This is a genomic window from Bacteroides uniformis (assembly GCF_025147485.1).
GTDB lineage: Bacteria > Bacteroidota > Bacteroidia > Bacteroidales > Bacteroidaceae > Bacteroides > Bacteroides uniformis.
On sequence record NZ_CP102263.1, the window covers coordinates 697,493 to 717,521 of the forward strand.

Consider the following 20,029-nt stretch of genomic DNA (forward strand, 5'->3'; position numbering starts at 1 on the left):
TAATGCAACATATTTACGTTTATTTAAATAAGATATTGCTATCTTTGAGAATTCAATTTCAGATTATATAGTATGTCTTTTACAAACTATTTACACAAATTAGTGTTCCCCCTCATTATTCTGTTACTGGCTTATCTGCCGTTAGCAGGACAAACTCCGTATGTATTTCGCCATCTGAAAGTAGAAAACGGGCTTTCAAACAATAACGTAAAAACCATATTGAAAGACTGTGAAGGCTTTTTATGGATAGGGACCGCCAATGGATTGAACCGATACGACGGATATAGCTTTAAAGTGTATCAACCCAAAGAAAAAGACATCCATTCTTTATTGTCTAACGACATCTGGAACTTACAGGAAGACGGTTTGGGCAATTTGTGGATTGGAAGCGAGGCAAGATATTGTATATACGACCGAGACAAAGACAACTTCATTACCGATATTCCCTCATACCTCCTTAAAATAGGCATCCAGATAAATGGTACCTACAAAGTACATGTTGATAAAAGACACAATTTATGGGTACTGCAAGGCCAAAATGCTTTTTACTTCAATTTTTCTCATAAAACCCTTAAAACATTCAAAATAGACAACTTTCCAGAAGAAACTCCGGAACTGAGTATCAGCGATGATGGTGAAAACCTATATCTTCTTTGGAATTCGACCTTATTGAAACTAGAGAACAACGCAAAAAAATGTAAACGGGTAGATAACATCAGCTTACCCTCCAACTCTATTATCGAAAAGCACATATACATTGATTATCATGGAGGCATCTGGCTATATTCATATACCGATGAACAAATATTCTATAAGAAAAACATAAAATCGGAATGGAACCAAATCAATCTCCATTCTAAAATAGAGACAAAAAGTAATGCGGTAAGGAGCATACTGGATGACTCGAACGGACATGTCTGGATAGGAACGGACCATAAAGGAGTATTCATTTATGACTACGTAAATGATAACCTTGTCAACCTCCTGAATACCCCTATGTCTTCCACATCCCTTGCTTCCAACAGAATAAATACAATCTACCGTGATGATTCAGGCGTCATTTGGTTAGGAAATTTCAAAAAAGGAGTTTCTTATTATCACGAAAGCTTCCATGAATTTATTGATACCCAGCATAAAGAATGTGGTGATATAGCCTCCATTTTAGAGGATAAGGCCGGAAACATTTGGCTGGGAACAGATGGGAACGGACTTTATGTAAAAGAAAAGCAAAAAGGATTTGCCATTCGCAAACTATCCATCCCCGACATAGCCATCATCAGTCTTCTCGAAGACCATAAAGGACGGATTTGGGCAGGAAGTTATCAAGACGGATTGTTCTGCTATGAGAACAACAGTATTCGCCATTTTACTCCAGAGAACAGCCAACTGCCATACAGTGGCGTATGGAGTATGAAGGAAGACCGATATGGAAACTTATGGATAGGTTATGTACTGGAAACTTTGGTTTGTTTTAATCCGGACGCAAATACTGCGACAAGTTATCTACTACCTGATGGGAATAATATCAATGTACTCAATATCTGTTATGACTATGGAGACAAAATGTATATTGGGACTACATACGGACTCTGTGTAATGGACATCGTGACGAGAAAACCCGAAATGATTTATGCCAATCGAAAAGAGACACAGCCATTCAAGCAGCTCTTCATTTCCACTGTATTCAAGGACGACAGAGATATATTGTGGTTAGCCCATAAACAAGGATTGACTGCCTGGGACTTAAAAAATGATTCACTACACTGGTTCGACGTAAACAACGGATTGTGTGACAATCTCATTAACAGTATAACCCAAGACAATCATGGTAACATGTGGCTTGCAACAAGTAACGGATTGTCTATATTGGAAGTAACCCCAGACACCCAGGAAGGAGTAGACTTTTCTTTCAAGAATCTTTCTACCAGAGACGGATTGCCAGAAAATCATTTCAACTCCCATTCCGCTTGTAAATTGTCCAGCGGAGATTTACTGCTGGGAGGCACCAGTGGCTATACATCTATAAATCCGAACAAGCTGACCGAAAAGAGCCGACCGCTGGCAAAGGTGTATTTTACAAATCTGACCATTGGCAATCAACATATAGAAGTAGACTCAATATATGAAGGGCGTAAACTATTAACAACTGTACTTGGCAGAACCCCATCATTGTCTGTCAGATATGACGATTATTTAATCTCCATCGAATTTGCCGCAGGCGATTTGCTGAATGCTGATAAAATAAGATATGCCTATAAACTGGAAGGATTAAATACCCAATGGTACTATACAAACGAGAACAAAGTAGCTTTCACCACCCTTCCTCCTGGCAATTACAAACTATTGATTAAAGCTTGTAACAGTGACGGTATATGGAATGACGAAGCTAGTGAGTTGAATATAACCGTTTCATCTCCAATATATTTATGTAATGTTGCTATCATCTTATACATATTGTTTGCCATTGGTATAATATCCTATGTAATATACCGATTCAAAAAGCATCACAACATAAGACTGGAGCAACAACGAGCAAAACTGGAGCAAGAACAAAAGTTGCTCCTGAATGAGATGAAGCTAAAGTTCTTTACAAATATAAGCCATGATTTACGTACACCACTGACGCTTATCATTAGCCCGTTACAAATGTTATTGTCAGAAACCCTGGATGACGGAATACGCAAAAAACTAAATACAATCAATAAAAATGCACAACAATTACTTACATCGATAAACTCTCTGCTTGATTTCCGGAAACTGGATGTAGGAGCCGAGACAGCTCATTACAAATCGGGAGATATTGTCAACTTTATCCGCGAGATTTGCAGTACTTTTCAAGAGTATGCTCTTGACCATACCATCAGCTTCTGTTTCATGTGCGAAGTAGAAAACCTGAACATGTCCTTCGATCCGGTTAAAATAAAAAAAGTAATGAACAACTTGTTGTCCAATGCCTTCAAATACACTCCTGATAAAGGAGAAATCAATGTACATCTTTATCGCGAAGATGACAATGTATGCATCTGTGTGGCAGACAACGGACAAGGTATCATAGACAAAGACAAGAAACATATCTTCGAACGTTTTTATCAGGTGCAACAAACTTCGGAAAAAACCGGCAGTGGAATCGGCCTGCATATTGCAAACGAATATGTACATCTACACAAAGGAACAATCTCCGTTACAGACAATTTTCCTAAAGGTTCCGTATTTACCGTTAAATTGCCTATCGTCACATATGCCAGTGAAAAGGAGGAATTACTTCCGGAACTGCTAAACAATGACAAAGCTCCGAATGAACTTCCCGTTCCAAATGCGGAAGAATTGCGGTATACCATCTTGTTGGTGGACGACAACAAGGATTTCTGTAGTTTCATGTCTGAATACCTGTCCGATGAATACGCCATACAGGTTGCCTACAATGGAGCAGAGGCATTGAAGATATTAGAAAAAAACAGTGTCAATATTGTAATAAGCGACATCATGATGCCAGTGATGAATGGAACAGAGCTATGTCGGCAAATCAAAACAAACATGCAATGGTCCCACATTCCCGTTATATTGCTTACAGCCCGTATGGCAGAAGAATACAAAAGTGAAGGATTTGAGCAAGGAGCCGATGACTATATCGTAAAGCCTTTTGACTTCAAATTACTAAAGCTGCGCATCAGGAAATTTATTGAATGGACAGAAAAAAGCCATCGTAAATTCAGTCAGAAAATAGAAGTGACACCTAATGAAATAACAATCACTCCACTAGACGAACAATTTATTGAAAAAGCTATCAAAATAGTAGAAGAGCGCATGAGTGATTCCGACTTCTCTGTGGAAATGTTAGGAGCAGAATTGGGGTTGAGTCGTAGCCATCTCTACAAAAAGCTGATGTGTATCACCGGTAAAGGTCCGGCAGAATTCATCCGGATTATCCGTTTGAAGCGCAGTAAGCAACTTCTAAAGGAAAGCCAGAAACAAATTGCAGAAATTGCCTATGAGGTGGGATTCAGTTCTCCAAAAAGGTTCACTGTAAACTTCAAGAATGAATTTGGAATATCACCATCTGATTACATCCGCAGTCTAAAATGATAACTTGAAACATAAAGGTATGTTATTTGAGACATGATAGACCTATGCTATTATGATAACTTTCCATATTTGCAGTAGCTTTTAATAACAGTTATTTTTAAATCTTAAATTAAAGTATTATGAAGTTACACGCAAATGTATGCTCTCAATGGGAATGGACAAAATTGAGACAATTGCTTGTTATCGTGTTACTAGGTTTGGGTATTGTTTCCACGTATGGACAAACCAAAACAGTATCCGGTATCGTTAAATCAGAATCGGGCGGTGAGCCACTTGTAGGAGCCACCGTCAAAGTGAAAGAAACCAATACGGGCGGCATTACCGACATCGACGGCCGTTACACCATCCAGGCAAATCTGGGACAAACATTGATAGTCTCTTACATCGGCTACCGCACCAAAGAGGTGAAAGTAGAGCGCACCATCCGCATCGACATACTGCTGCAAGAAGACAATGAGATGCTGGACGAAGTAGTAGTAGTGGGATACGGTACGATGAAACGCAGTGACCTGACCGGTTCCGTAGTCAGCGTGACGGGTGACGAACTGAAAAAGTCCGTAGTCACCTCGCTCGACCAAGCTTTGCAAGGACGTGCCGCCGGTGTGCAGGTGACCCAGAATTCCGGAACTCCGGGTGGCGGTATCTCGGTCAGCATCCGTGGTATCAACTCCTTGAACGGCAACGAACCGCTCTACGTTATCGACGGTGTAGCCATCTCAGGCAACAACACCAGCAACAGCAGCGTGCTCAGTTCCATCAACCCTGCAGACATCGTTTCCATGGAAGTATTGAAAGATGCATCGGCCACAGCCATCTATGGTAGCCGCGCCTCCAACGGTGTAGTACTCATCACCACCCGTCAGGGCGAAGAGGGCAAAACGAAGGTCTCCTACGAAGGTTACTATGCCTTGCAACAGCTTCCCAAGAAACTGGAAACACTGACACTCCCCGAATATGCAGTTTACCAGAACCTCCGCGCCGCCACCATCGGCTTCGGTGCACGCGAAGAGTTCAAAGACCCCTCACTCCTCAGCCGCGGTACCGACTGGCAGAATGAAATCTTCCGCACTGCCCCGATGCACAACCATCAGATAAACATCTCCGGAGGTTCGAAGAGCATGAAATACTCGCTCTCCGGCGGCTACATGCAGCAAGACGGTATTGTATTCGGTTCGGACTTTGAGCGTTTCTCTTTCCGCGTCAACATGGACAACGACATCAACAAGTGGCTCACCACCGGCTTGCGCGCCTCCGTAGCCCGTACACAGCAGACCAACAACGTAGACGGTTCGGGTGCCATCTACAATGCCCTAAACCAGCTCCCCGAAGTGCCTGCCCGCAACCCGGACGGCAGTTTCGGCATGCAGACGGAGAACATGTATGGAACTTACTTCTCCAACCCCCTCTCCGACCTTATCCAAAACGAAAACTATAGTCGCAACACACAAGTCTATGTCAACGCCTTTGCCGACATCAAGCTGTGGAAAGGACTCGTATTCCGCACGGAATATGCCGCCAACTTCAATTACAGCAACGACTATAAGTTTACCCCCTCCTACGACTACGAGCACTTCAAGCAGCAGTCGTCAGCAAGCCGTGGAGCCGGCAACGGAAGCAACTGGACATTGAAAACTTACTTTACTTATAATAATACCTTCGGCAAACACGGCCTCTCTGCCATGCTGGGACACGAAGCGCAAGAAAACAAGTACGAGTCGCTGAGCGGCAGCCGTACCAACTTCCTCTTCAACTCCGTACACGAACTGGATGCGGGTGATGCCACAACAGCAAAAGCCAACAGTTCCCGTGGTTCATCCGCCATCGAATCATACTTCGGCCGTCTGAACTACAACTACAACGACCGCTACTTGCTGACCGCTACGCTCCGTGCCGACGGTTCGTCTTCGTTTGCCAAAGAAAGTCGTTGGGGTTGGTTCCCTTCGGTAGCATTGGCTTGGAAAGTCAACAACGAAGCTTTCCTCAAAGATGTGGAAGCCATCAACTCACTGAAACTCCGCCTGGGTTGGGGTGTAGTAGGTAACCAATGGGCGGGTTCCTATGCCTACGGCGTCACCATGGCTTCGGCAGCCTCCATCTGGGGTACTGGTTTCTATGCAGGCAACTATCCTAATCGTGAACTGAAGTGGGAAGAAACAAACTCCTTCAATGTAGGACTCGACCTCGCCCTCTTCAACAACCGCATAGAGTTCATCGCCGATGCTTATTACAAGAAAACGGACAATCTGCTGATGCAAGCTTCTCTTCCTACCTACGTAAGCGGTCTGATTCGTGCACCGTGGGTCAATGCCGGTGCCATGACCAACAAAGGTGTAGAATTTACCCTGAACACGCACAACATCCAGACACGTGATTTCACCTGGACCTCAGGACTCACCTTCTCCATCAACCACAACGAAGTGACGAAGCTCTACTCCGAATCATCCGCTATTTCGGGAATCAACGGTTCGGAAACACTGACCTACACCATGGTGGGCGAACCGGTCGGGCAGTTCTACGGCTATAAAGTAATCGGTATGTTCAAGGAAGAAGGAGATTTCTACAAGAAAGGTGCCGACGGCAACTTCCTGCTCGACGAAACGGGCAACCGCATCCAAGTAGCCATCCCGAAAGACCAGACCATCGGCAAATCGGGCATCTGGGTAGGTGACTACATCTATGAAGACCGCGACAACAACGGTGTAATTGATGAGAAAGACCGCACGTTCCTCGGCAATCCGGCACCCAAATTCACGTTCGGCTTCAACAACTACCTTTCTTATAAAGGATTTGACCTCAACATCTTCCTGAACGGCTCGGTGGGCAACAAGGCTATCAACCTGATTCGCCGCACCTTCACCGATCCCATGCGTAACAGCAACCTGCTGAAAGAAGCTACCGGCATTGCCCAAATCGCCATGCACGACCCCGAAGTGGGCGACGAGGTACTTTCCAATGTTTACGTGGCCAACGCCGATGCAGCCAAAGTACAACGCATCACTACCAGTAGCGCCAACGACAACAACCGTATCTCCGACCGCTTTGTTGAAGACGCTTCCTACCTCCGCATAAAAAACATCTCGCTGGGGTACACCTTCCCACAGAAATGGTTGCGCCGTTTGCAGATAGACCATCTGCGCCTCTACGTCAACATCCAGAACCTCTGTACCATCACAGGCTACAAAGGCTACGATCCCGAAATAGGCGCTTTGAACTACAATGTATTGCTACGTGGTGTGGACGATGCGCGCTATCCTTCGCAACGTATCTATACATTTGGCCTTAACTTCAATTTCTAATGAGCCAGACAAATCATTTATCATTTAAAATCTCAATATAGTTATGAAACACAGATTTCTAACCCTTATATCATCGCTCCTTCTGCTTACGGCATGCAGCGACTCATTTTTGGAACGTGCTCCCGAAGGAAACTACGTAGATGTGACATACTACACTTCCGACGATGCACTCGAACAAGCCACTGCACCGCTTTACAACCGTGCATGGTTCGACCTCAACTCCCGCGCCATCGTGCCGCTGGGCAGTAACCGTGCCAACGATAACTTCAGTCGCTGGGGAGCTCCCGAGTTCACCAACTTCAAGGTGACAGCCCTGAGCGAAAACCTTGCCAATGCATGGACAGGTTTCTACTCGGTCATTACAATGGCCAATGCAGTTATCAGTGATGTGCAGACCAAATGTAGCAACAGCGTAAGCGAACGTGCCAAGCGCACAGCCATTGCCGAAGCCCGCCTGATGCGTGCTTGTGCCTACTTCTACATGGTTCGCCTCTGGGGACCGGTTATCATCATCGAAGACAACGACAAAGTGGTTGCCAATCCCATGCAACCGCTCCACCGCGAAGAAGATGTGCTGGAACTCGTTATTCGTGACCTCACTTATGCAGTCGAGAATCTTCCTGAAGTGGCAACCGCCAAAGGACGTGTCAACGCATGGGGTGCAAAAGGCATGCTTGCCAAAGTCTACCTCGCCCGCTCAGGCTGGAAAGGAGGCACACGCGACAACGCCGACCTGGAGAAAGCCAAGGAACTGGCCGCTGACGTGATAAACAACAGCGGCATCAGCCTTTACGAAAACTATGAAGACCTCTTCAAGTATAAGCACAACAACAATCCCGAATCGCTCATTGCCATGCAGTGGGTGCCACTGGGTGATTGGGGCGTATGCAACACTCTGCTTGCCGACCTCGCCGGCAACAGCAAGATGACCGGCGGTGTAAACGTATGGAGCAGCTATCAGGCAAGTATAGATATGCTCCAGCAATATGAGTTGGGCGACACTATCCGCCGCAACGCCACCTTCTGCACACCGGGTACATACTATTCATACATCTGCATTGCCGACGGTGGTTATACTTACGACGGCGCCACCTCTTGCATTAAAAAAGGTGTACCGGGCGGTCCGGACGACGACAACGACGGTTATATCCAGTCCATGAACTCTCCGCTCAACACCTACATCCTACGCCTTGCCGATGTTTACCTGACCTATGCCGAAGCTTGTCTGGGCAACAGCGAAGAACTGGCCGGTGGTCCCGGCCTGGAAGCATTGAACCAAGTGCGCGACCGTGCACGTATCCCCCGCAAGGAACGCGTAACCTTCGAAGACATCATTCGCGAACGCCGCGTAGAGTTCTCGATGGAGTATTGTAACTGGTATGACATGGTATCGTGGTATCACTGGAAACCCGACTACATGCTGAATTACTTCCAGAACCAACACCGCGGCTACACAGTAGACCTCATCGTGAAAGACGAAGACGGTTACCTCCACTTCGGCAAGAAAGAAGGCGACACTTTCCTCGAAGGCATAGAAAATTGGCAGGAACCGGGCGAGAACATCGAAATCCACCACGGCAACATCCTGATGCCTTATCCGGAAAGCGATGTCATCCAGAATCCGCTACTGAACGAAGAACCGGTAGCATACGAATTCAGTGAATAAACCAAGTTATACATTCATTATCTCAAATAACGACTTTAATATGAAATATATACATTTTCCTTTTGTGTTGCTCACCATCCTGTTGGCATGCAACCTTTTCACCGCCTGCAACGATGACGAGGGCGGCGGTGTTCCCGTAATCCACCACATCCGTCTTGTCGACCCAGAGAAGGCCGACAGTACGTTCACCGATGTAAATCCGGGCACCATGATTGTAGTCATCGGCGAAAATCTGAATGATGTGCGGAAAGTGTTCATCAACGAACAAGAAGTTTCGTTCAATAGCAACTACGGCACTTCCACCAGTCTCATCCTCACTATCCCCGGCGAATTGCAACTGACGGGTGCCAACCCCGAACTGAAAGGCGAACTGCGTATCGAGACCTCGCACGGCATTGCCACGTACTCCATGCATGTACTCTCGCCCGCACCCTACATCACCCGTGTAGCCACAACCTTCCCCGTGGAGACGGGCACGCCTCTGCGCATCGTGGGCGGTAACTTCTACGAAATTCAGCGCGTTTATTTCACCACTGCCGTGGACGACATCACCAATGCACCTGTTTCGGTAGAAGTAACGGACTACACGGTAAACAAGAACTTTGACGAAATATCATTCAATGCTCCCGCAGGCCTGATTGATGAAGGCAGTCTGGTAGTGGAGTGCTATACCGCATCCGCATTTACTCCCTTCCGTCGCACAGCCCTCCCACCAAGTATCAGCAAGGTAAGCTCCATGATGCCTATCACGGGTACCACAGTTACCGTACTGGGACAGAATTTTATGGATATCGTCTCCATCACAATGGGCAATCGCTCGGTAGATCTCTCTACTGTTACCGTAAGCGAAGCTAACGATATGCTTACCTTTACCATGCCGCGTGCACCGCAAGGCACTTGCTCACTCGCCATTACCACAATGGGCGGTACTGCCGAAGTTCCGGGCTTCTATCCTTTGGAGAATATAGTATTGAACTATGACAACATCGGTTGGTTCTCCTGGGGCGGGCAAGCTGTACCCGTCACTGCCGACGGTACAGCAGCTCCTTTCTTCTCGGATGGTAAATGCTACAGCATATCAGGGGAACTTTCAGCATGGAATTACTGGTGGGGCCAATTGCAGAACGGTGCCGTATGGGGCATTGACACAGCCTTCCTGCCTACCGATACACCGACTTCCGAACTGGCTTTGCAGTTCGAATGCTTCGTGGCAGTGGAATATGGCGAAGGTCCTGTATTCCGCATCTACCTCAAAGGGAATGAGGCTCACAACTACACGAACTATCGTCCGGTGAGCGACTTCACCGGAAAAACCGAAGTAGGCCAATGGATGCAGTGCAGCATTCCGCTCTCCGAACTGGTAGACGAAACCACTTGGGGCGAGTTCCAAAAACGTGACGGTGACGAGTTGGCACTCCAGATGACAAACCCCAGCGAAAACGGTCCATACAACATCGAAATGTATTTTGATAATTTCCGAGTTGTCAAGATACAATAATTTGAATTAAATTCTGGCACAGGATTACACAAAGTGACACCTTCTTTTAAACTCTTAGACGCTGATTCAATTGAATCAGCGTCTAAAAATAAATACACCGAAATTATTAAAACGAAATTTTACCGATACCATGACACAAATCTTCAAGAAAACCTTATTAACCAGCCTGGTTCTATTTCTGATGACAGCTTGCTCTGACGATAAAAAGGAGCTGAAAATCATCGTAGAGCCTACTTCTTTCCATTTTGAACAAACGGGTGGTAGCAAGAAATTCGGTATCACCCCCAATGAACCAGCCACTTTCCAAAGTTCGGAAGCATGGTGCAAAGTAACCTCGGAAAGCAGCACTCCCGTACAGGCAATCTATAACATAACCGTAGAACCCAACACTACGCCCGACGTGCGCAACGCCATCATCACCGTCAGCGTAAAGGAGCATATACAAGAAATCAACGTGGAGCAGGCGGCCTATATCCAAAGCGATGAACCGGAAAAATACACTGTACGCGAGAATCTCACAACCCACCAACTGATTAACGAAATGGGACTGGGCATCAACCTAGGCAACACGCTGGATGCCGTGGGCGACTGGATAGACCCAAGCAACATTCTCAATTACGAACAAGCATGGGGAAGCCCTATTATCACACAAGAAATCATTGAAGGATATGCCAAAGCGGGCTACTCATCTCTGCGCATACCGGTCAGCTGGGGCAATCTGCTGTCCGACGACTTCAAAGTGCATCCTGACCTGATGGACCGCGTAGAGAAAATCCTAAACTGGACCCTCGACTGTGGCATGGTGGCTATCATCAATATCCACCACGAAAACGAATGGATTAAACAAGTACCCACCGACAGCAAAGCAAAAGAAAAATTCACTTCCATCTGGAAACAGATATGTGAACGCTTCGAAAAGTACGGTGACCACTTACTGTTCGAGCCAATGAATGAAATCGGATACGATGAGATTTGGACTCCGTGGGGCGGTAGTGAAGCCGACAAGGCAAAGGCACTGGGATACGTGAACGACCTCAACCAGCTCTTTGTCGACATAGTAAGAAACAGTGGCGGCAACAACGCCAAACGTCATCTGTTGGTGGAAATCTACAACACCAACTTGGAGTATGCTTACGACCCCTTGTTCAAGATGCCGAATGATCCCGCAAACCGACTTGCTCTTACAGTGCATTACTATACTCCCGCAAACTTTGCCATACTGGGTGGAGGCGAGGTTGTCGATTGGGGTGTAGGCCGGGAAAGCTGGGGAACGGAAGCTGACTTCAAGGAACTGAACGACAATATGGACCTACTGAAGAAGAATTGCGTAGACAAAGGAATCCCCGTCATCATAGGCGAATATTGCGCCGACTCCAGAAACAGAACAAAGGAAGTGATAAGACTCTTCTGTGTTTCCGTAACCGAAGCCATCTACTCGCGCGGCATGTGCCCAATGCTATGGGACACTCCGGGGGGACAATACAACCGACAGACTTGCCAGTTCGACGACCCTCTCTTCTTAGAAGAAATGATGGCTATTCCGGTTAAATATCCACGGAATTAAACAAATATTCATAATCAATAATCAAATAAAAATGAACAGAATCAGCACTTGTTTCGCCAGCCTATTGCTTTCTTGTGCATTGACGGCACAAGCACAGCAATATCAACTGAATTCACCGGACGGAAAACTAATTGTCAACATCGAAGCCGGGAAAAACCTCAACTGGGCGATTGCCCACGACGGTACCAGCGTTCTTTTGCCTTCGGACATTGCCATGCAATGCACCGAAGCTGAGGGAAAGCCCATTGCTTTCACCTTCGGCAAAGATGTGAAGGTGACCAAAGCTACCCGTACTTCCGTCGACACTTCCTTCCCCACTCCTTTCTACAAAAAGGCGAGTGTGAAGGACACTTATAACCAACTCACGCTGAAATGCCGTAACGGCTACAGCATACAGTTCCGTGCCTACGACGACGGAGCCGCCTATCGTTTTGTTTCCGAACTGCGCAAGCCTTTCTGCGTGAAGAACGAGATTGCCGAGTTCAACTTCGACCGCGATTACCACGCTTTCGTGCCCTATATTAACGACAATCGCGCCGGCGAGCGTTACTGCTACTCCTTCGAGTCCTACTACGATGAGGCCCCCCTCTCTCGCATGTACAAAGACTCGCTTGCCATTACTCCGCTGATGGTAGAACTGGAGAACGGAAAGAAAGCCGTCATTATGGAAGCCGGATTGTCCAACTATCCCGGCATGTTCCTCACTGCCAACCCACAGATGCCCCACGGAGTGAAGGCAGAATTCGCCCCCTATCCACAGGAAACAGTCATCGGAGGCTATGACCGCTTGAACCTCGTCCCTACCAAACGTGCCGACGTTATCAGCAAGCCCAACAATGCCCCCTACTTCTGCCCCAACGGGCGTCCCACAGGGAAACAGACCTATCCTTGGCGTGCCGTGCTTGTTGTTACCCACGACACACAACTCGCCAACAACGACATGATGCAACGCCTCGCACCCGAATGCCGCATCGCTGACACATCCTGGATTAAACCCGGAAAAGTGGCATGGGACTGGTGGAATACTTGTAACCTGACCGGCGTGGACTTCAAGGCAGGCATGAATACGCCCACCTATAAGAAATACATCGACTTTGCCGCCGAAAACCAGCTGGAGTATATCATCATCGACGAAGGTTGGAGCGGAAAGGAATCATTAATGGAAGACATCAGTCCCGAAATCAATCTCGAAGAACTGGTGGCATATGGCAACAAAAAAGGCGTAGGTATCATCCTCTGGGCAAGCTGGCGCAATCTTACGGGAGGAGGCGACATCTCCCCTGCCGTGGAACAAGTTATCAGCCACTATGCACAAATGGGAATCAAAGGTTTCAAAATTGATTTCTTCGACCGCGACGACCAACTCGCCATCTCTTCTACCGAACAACTCGCAGCATGTGCCGCCAAGCATCACATGTTGCTTGACCTACACGGACTGAAACCCTTCGGCATCCAGCGCGCCTATCCCAACATCCTCAACTTTGAAGGTGTGAAAGGACTGGAAAACAGCAAGTGGGAGCCCATCGTGAACGGTGCACCCTTGCATGACTTCCCGCGCTACGACGTTACCGCCCCCTATCTGCGCCAACTCGCCGGTCCGATGGACTATACGCCGGGAGCTATGGTAAATGCCACCCGTTCCCTGTTCCGCTCCGTCAACGACCACCCCATGAGTCAAGGTACACGTGTACACCAGATGGCTATGTACACCGTCTTCGAAGCACCCTTGCAGATGCTTGCCGACAGTCCTAGCAAATACATGAAGGAACAGGAATGCACCGACTTCATCGCCAAGGTTCCCACTACCTTTGACGAAACCATTGCTCTTGATGGTAAAATAGCCGAATACATCACGATAGCACGCCGCAAAGGAAACACTTGGTTTGTAGGCAGCATGACCAACTGGACTCCGCGTAGCTGCACCATCGACCTCTCCTTCCTCAGCGAAGGCAACTACGAAGCCGAAATCTTTGCCGACGGCATCAATGCCGACCGTGAAGCTACCGACTATAAAAAAGAAGTACGCATCGTCACTGCCAAAGACAAACTCAATGTACAACTGGCACCCGGCGGTGGATGGACAGCACGAATTACAAAAAAATGAATCTGAGAAAACTGTTTCTGCCATTGTGTTCAGTAGCCTTGTGCCTGCAATCCTATGCACAAGACAAATCCTTCCTTAAGGATATGCTCTGGTATATAGACAACCCTTCTGTATTTGAAAAAGGACAAGAGGAAGGACACGCTTGGCATATGCCCGAAAAGAGCATGCTACTGAATGGGACATGGAAGTTTTTCTGGTGCGATACACCGGAAGGGATACCTGCACACTTTTTTAACCCCGAATTCCCGGATAAGCAATGGGGCGACATCAAAGTTCCCTCAAACTGGGAAATGCAAGGTTATGGTGACAAGCTGTTCAGAAATGTATCTGCTCCCTTCGGGGTGAATCCACCACATGCTCCCAAAGAGTATAACCCTACCGGACTATACCGGCGAACATTCAAGGTACCTGCAAGTTGGGCAGCAAAAGACCAGATATTTTTAAGGTTCGAGAAAGTGGCATCCGCTTCTTTTGTATGGGTCAACGGTCATGAAGTGGGCTACAATGAAGGAGCACAAGAACCTGCCGAATACAACATCACTCCTTATTTGAAGCCGGGCGAAAACACGCTGGCTGTCTGTGTACTAAAGTATTCGGACGGCTATTACCTGGAAGGACAAGATTATTGGCGACTGGCCGGAATCTTTGACGACGTATGGTTGTACGCCACACCTGCTGTCAGGATATTCGACTGGCAAGTAATCACAGAGTTTGATAATACGTATACCGATTCGCAGTTAAGTATTCAGGTAAAAATCAAGGACTACCAAAAGAAGCCAAATGAGAATTATGGATTGAAAGCTTACTTAAAGGATAAAAACGGCAAGATTATCTGTAACTTTTCCGCAGCTCCATTTGAAATGGACGCTGCGGAAAAGACAATACAGTTGCATACCTTGGTACAAGAACCCCGGAAATGGACAGCCGAGACACCCGAGCTTTATACGCTCGGTCTGGAATTATCCAATCCGGCCGGTCTGCAGAAAGACAAGATAGAAACGGTCATCGGATTCAAAAAGACGGAAATCAAAGACGGTGTTTTTTATCTTAACGGTATCCCACTGAAAGTCAATGCACAAAATTCGCACATGCAGCATCCCGAAGAGGGACATGTCATGGACGAAGCCACCATACGCAAGGATTTTGAATTGTTGAAACAGTTTAATTTCAATGCCGTACGTACCTCTCACTATCCTCCGGTGAATAAGTATTTGGAACTGGCCAATGAATACGGGCTTTATATCATAGACGAGGTGGGCGATGAAGCCCATGCCTCGGAATGGATTTCAAGTCTCCCGGAATACGAAGAGATGTATCGCGAGCGATGCCGCAGAATGGTGTTACGGGACAGAAACCATCCCTGCGTCTTGTTCTGGAGCGCAGGAAACGAAAGCGGTGAAGGTATCAACATTACCCACACCATTGAAGAAGGGAAATCGCTGGACCCCACCCGCTTCTGGATGTATGGCGGAAATGCATTCTCCCATCCGGCAGAAGATATTATCGGACCCCGTTACCCTACTCCTATGGAACTGGAAATGCAGGTAGGCATAGGAGAGGATTCCCGACCATCGTTTATGGATGAATACTTATCGGTTGCAGGCAATGCCGGCGGTGCCCTGGACGATTATTGGGAAGCCATCTACCGACATCCCCGCCTGATAGGAGGGGCCATCTGGGATTTTGTAAGTCCGGGACTGACCGAACGGATAAGGCAAGTGGACGACCTTTCGCCCTTCCATACTCCCGCCCATCTGATGGGAAATGCCCGCTTGGTGAAGGAAGGAAAGAACACGGTGCTGGACTTGAACGGTCACGACCAATGGGTAGAGGTCTATCGTGCAGACAATGTGGAGTTGAACAGTAATGAACTGACACTCACTTGCAGAATCTACCCCCGGAAACTGGTAAGCAGTTGCGGCTCATTCATCACAAAAGGCAATTATCAGTTCGGGCTGCAACAACGCGGTAAAGACAAACTGGAATTTTATATCTATACTGATAAAAAGCATTCCGTATGCGCCTCCTTGCCTACTGACTGGGAATACAACTGGCATCAAGTGACGTGCGTCTACGACGGACAGAAAATGTCCATCTATATAGACGGAGCAGAAAAGGCCTCCACACAAGCATCGGGCAATATCCGGAACTTCCCCTACCCCGTCAACATCGGTCGGAATGCAGAAACACACGGCCAAGAGACTTCGGTCTACATCTGCGATGCTCAAATGGACGAAGTCGGCATTTTCGCCAAGGCACTGACTTCCTCTTTTCACCCGGAAGAAGCCGCTCTGTGGCTAGATTTTGAGCAAGAGACGGAAAATGGTACATTCTACAGTTACGGCATCGGTGCACGTACGTACGGCAGCATCTGGCCCGACCGTAGCGTACAGCCCGAAATGTGGCAAATGAAGAAAACCGGACAACCTCTTTCTTTTTCCATGTCGGATGTGACAGAGGGAGTCGTTGAGTTATGGAATCGCAATCATTATACAAATGCTTCCCGATATGCCATACGATGGGAATTGAAAGAAGATGACAAGGTTATTCAATCGGGCGACTTGGCACTCTCAACAGCGCCGCTTAGCCAAGAGCTGGTGCACATACCTTATAAGAAGCCAGCCCTGATTCCCGGCAAAGAATACCGCCTGATGCTTCATGCCGTCCTGAAAAAAGATGAATTGTGGGCAAAAGCCGGACATGAGGTGGCATGGGAAGAACTTGAACTGCCTTGGAGCCTGCCATGCTCTTCGGAAGAAAAGGCTCAAGGCGTACCTTCCTATTCACTTTCGGAGAAAGAATTGGTTGTCTCCGGAGATGGCTTCAAATATGTATTCAACCGTACCGACGGACAACTGACGTCGATGGTTGTTCAAGATATGGAACTGCTGGAATCACCGCTCCGGCTGAATCTTTGGCGTGCCCCGCTGGCCAATGAGCTGGACAACTGGAATGCCTCCAGCGCCCGCTCCTCCAACTGGAAAGAAGGTTACGGATACACGGTAGCCACAGAAATGTATTCTGCAGGGATTGAACGCCTGACACATCAGCCCCTCTCTTTTTCGGTGTCCGAAACCACCGAAGGCGTACATATACACATCATTGATGCGGAATTGATGGGCAAAGGAGAAAAAGAGAAAAAAGACCTCTACATCGAAGGAGTACAGAACAACGGCATCATCAACCACTATGAGTATATTATCAATAGTGAAGGGACGATAGAGATACGCCATGTATTGAAGCCTGAAGGGAAAATGCCGCTTTGGTTTCCTCGCATAGGACTTACGCTGACCGTAAGCGATGCGCTCGACCAAGTGAAATGGTACGGCCGAGGACCGCAAGAGAACTATCCGGACCGGAAAACCGGCTATCCGATGGGGATATATGCCTCTACCGTACAAGCTATGTACGAGCCCTATCTAATGCCACAAGATTACGGATTGCGGACAGATGTACGCTGGCTGCAACTGACCACGGACAAAGGCATCGGCCTTCAATTCAAGATGAACGAATGGTTCAACTTCAACATTTATCCGTACAGCACAGACAATCTGACGAAAGCGATGTATACCTACCAATTGCAGAAGCAGAAAGGCATGACCCTGAATCTCGATTATGCCACTACCGGGGTCGGCTGTACGGCCCGCGGTGTATTCGGTGCTTACAAGGCGATGCCGCAGGAATATCGGAGAACCATCAGCATAAGACCTATGATGAAATAAAAATATTGTATCGGACTGGTAAGATTATGAAAAACAAAAATTACTTTATTCTATTAGTGTTGTTTTTAAGCGCTTTACAAATAAAAGCGCAGTATTCATTCGACAACGTGCTTTATGGTGCAGCCTACTATCATGAATATATGCCCTATGAGCGACTGGATGAAGATATCCGGCTGATGAAAAGAGCCGGCCTGACAGTAGTGCGCGTTGGAGAATCTGCCTGGGGAGTATTTGAGCCGCAAGAAGGAAATTTTGAATTTGAATGGATGGACCGCATTCTGGACAAGATGCATGCAGCAGGAATCAAAGTCATCTTGGGAACTCCCACCTATTCCATTCCTGCATGGCTGGCATACAAACACCCGGAAGTGCTGGCAGAACACGCCAAAGGAAACAAAGCCTATTATGGAATCAGACAGAACATGGATTTTACAAACCCGACCTACCAATTCTATTGCGAACGGATTATCCGCAAGATGCTGGAAAGATATGCACAGCATCCGGCAGTCATCGGGTATCAAGTGGACAACGAAACAGAAGCGCGCGGAGTAAACAACAGAGACTATTTCTTCGGATTCAGGAACTACATCAAACAGAAATTCAACAATGACCTGAATCTGCTTGCCAAGGAATGGGGAATGAACTACTGGGGAATGAACATCAACACCTGGGAAGAGTTCTATCCGCGCGATGGAGTGACAAGCCCCTCGTACAAGAATGAATGGGAACGCTATAACCGGAAGGAAGTGGCCGATTTTCTGAATTGGCAGTGCGACCTTGTAAATGAATACAAGCGTAAAGACCAATTTGTCACCCACTGCTTTATGCCCGACTTCCATAATATAGACCAAGTGGAAAGTTTCAGGCAGATGCAATATCCTGCCATCAATGTCTATCACGATGTACAGGATAAACAAGACGGCCAGCGCATCGCTTATGCCGGTGACTTCGTGCGCACCGTGGCCGACAACAATTACATCGTCATGGAAACCAACGCACAAGGCATCGGCTGGGATGCCCGCACCCAGTTTCCTCCCTACGACAACCAGTTGCGGCAGAATGTGTACGCACATTATGCTTCCGGAGCCAATATGGTGGAATACTGGCACTGGTCTACCCTGCACTACGGGCAGGAGACATACTGGCGAGGCGTGCTGGGCCATGACCTCCAGCCCAACCGCATATACAAGGAATTCACCACCACCGCCAAAGAGTTGGAAAGAATAGGCAGCCACATCGTGAACTTGAAAAAGAAAAACCGGGTAGCTATCCTCTACAGTCATGATTCTTATCATGCTCTCGGCTTCATGCCCTACACTTACAAGAGCAATTATCCCATTGATATGGTGCATAAAGCCCTCTATTTCCAAAACATAGAAACGGACATCATCCCTTGTGACAAGACAACCGATTTCAGCGGATATGACATGCTTGTCATTCCCCCTTTGTATGTGGCTACCGACCAATTGCTATTAGCCATTGATGAATTCGTACAGTCCGGCGGACACGTGGTAATGATGCACAAAAGCGGTTACTGCAATGAGCACTCCGCAGTTCGGGCCACCTTGGCTCCCGGGCCGCTACGCAAAGCCTGCGGCTTCCATTACCAGGAATTCTCCACTATCGGTGACTTATCATTAAAGGATAACCCCTTTCAATTAGAGGGAAAGAACCAGATAAGCGACTGGTATGAATTCCTGATTCCCGAGACAGCCACCCCGTTGGCTTATGCAGAGCATCCGTTCTTCGGCAAATGGCCCGTTGTCACCGAAAACAAGTATGGCAAAGGCAAACTGACCTACATAGGAGCCTACCCTTCGCAGGAATTGCTGAATGCCATCGTGCGAAAGGCAGCCATCCATGCCGGTATCATCTCTTCAGAGAGCGACGTGTTCCCCATCATACAGCGTTCGGGAATAAACAAAGCCGGAAAAGCCATCCGTTACTTCTTCAATTACAGCAGCGAGAGTAAAGAAATCACTCATAACTATCCGACATCCAAAGAGCTGATTTCCGGCAAGACTGTAAAAGAAGGAGACCATGTAACATTGCCCCCCTGGGGAGTTCTCATCATGGAAGTTTATTGACCATCAGAA

Annotated in this window: 8 protein-coding genes; all 8 read left to right on the plus strand. The window is 47.3% G+C overall.

From position 1 onward, the window contains the following. The first annotated feature begins 72 nt into the window (after positions 1-72). The 8 genes from NQ510_RS02785 to NQ510_RS02820 all read left to right on the plus strand — a co-directional run bounded on the left by NQ510_RS02785 (position 73) and on the right by NQ510_RS02820 (position 20,020). Complete coding sequence (locus NQ510_RS02785; protein ID WP_005830273.1) at positions 73-4,083, plus strand: hybrid sensor histidine kinase/response regulator transcription factor; 4,011 nt, start codon at positions 73-75, stop codon at positions 4,081-4,083. 119 nt (positions 4,084-4,202) lie between these two features. Further along, positions 4,203-7,379, plus strand: coding sequence for a SusC/RagA family TonB-linked outer membrane protein (locus NQ510_RS02790; RefSeq protein WP_005830275.1), 3,177 nt, complete (start codon positions 4,203-4,205; stop codon positions 7,377-7,379). A gap of 43 nt (positions 7,380-7,422) precedes the next feature. Then, on the plus strand, positions 7,423-9,045 hold the full coding sequence (locus NQ510_RS02795; protein ID WP_005830278.1) for a RagB/SusD family nutrient uptake outer membrane protein: 1,623 nt from the start codon (positions 7,423-7,425) through the stop codon (positions 9,043-9,045). Between the two features lie 40 nt (positions 9,046-9,085). Then, the gene (locus NQ510_RS02800) at positions 9,086-10,543 is read left to right on the plus strand and encodes a glycan-binding surface protein (RefSeq protein WP_034525954.1); all 1,458 of its coding nucleotides are present in this window, start codon (positions 9,086-9,088) and stop codon (positions 10,541-10,543) included. A gap of 130 nt (positions 10,544-10,673) precedes the next feature. Next, entirely contained in the window at positions 10,674-12,107 is a 1,434-nt protein-coding gene (locus NQ510_RS02805; RefSeq protein ID WP_005830286.1) for a cellulase family glycosylhydrolase, read from the plus strand. A gap of 31 nt (positions 12,108-12,138) precedes the next feature. Next, complete coding sequence (locus NQ510_RS02810) at positions 12,139-14,211, plus strand: glycoside hydrolase family 97 protein (RefSeq protein WP_005830289.1); 2,073 nt, start codon at positions 12,139-12,141, stop codon at positions 14,209-14,211. Further along, positions 14,208-17,933, plus strand: a complete 3,726-nt coding sequence (locus NQ510_RS02815; RefSeq protein ID WP_229031903.1) for a beta-galactosidase small subunit-related protein — start codon at positions 14,208-14,210, stop codon at positions 17,931-17,933. The genes NQ510_RS02810 and NQ510_RS02815 overlap by 4 nt, the downstream gene beginning before the upstream one ends. Positions 17,934-17,959: 26 nt before the next feature. Then, complete coding sequence (locus NQ510_RS02820; RefSeq protein ID WP_005830295.1) at positions 17,960-20,020, plus strand: beta-galactosidase; 2,061 nt, start codon at positions 17,960-17,962, stop codon at positions 20,018-20,020. The last annotated feature ends 9 nt before the right edge of the window (positions 20,021-20,029 follow it).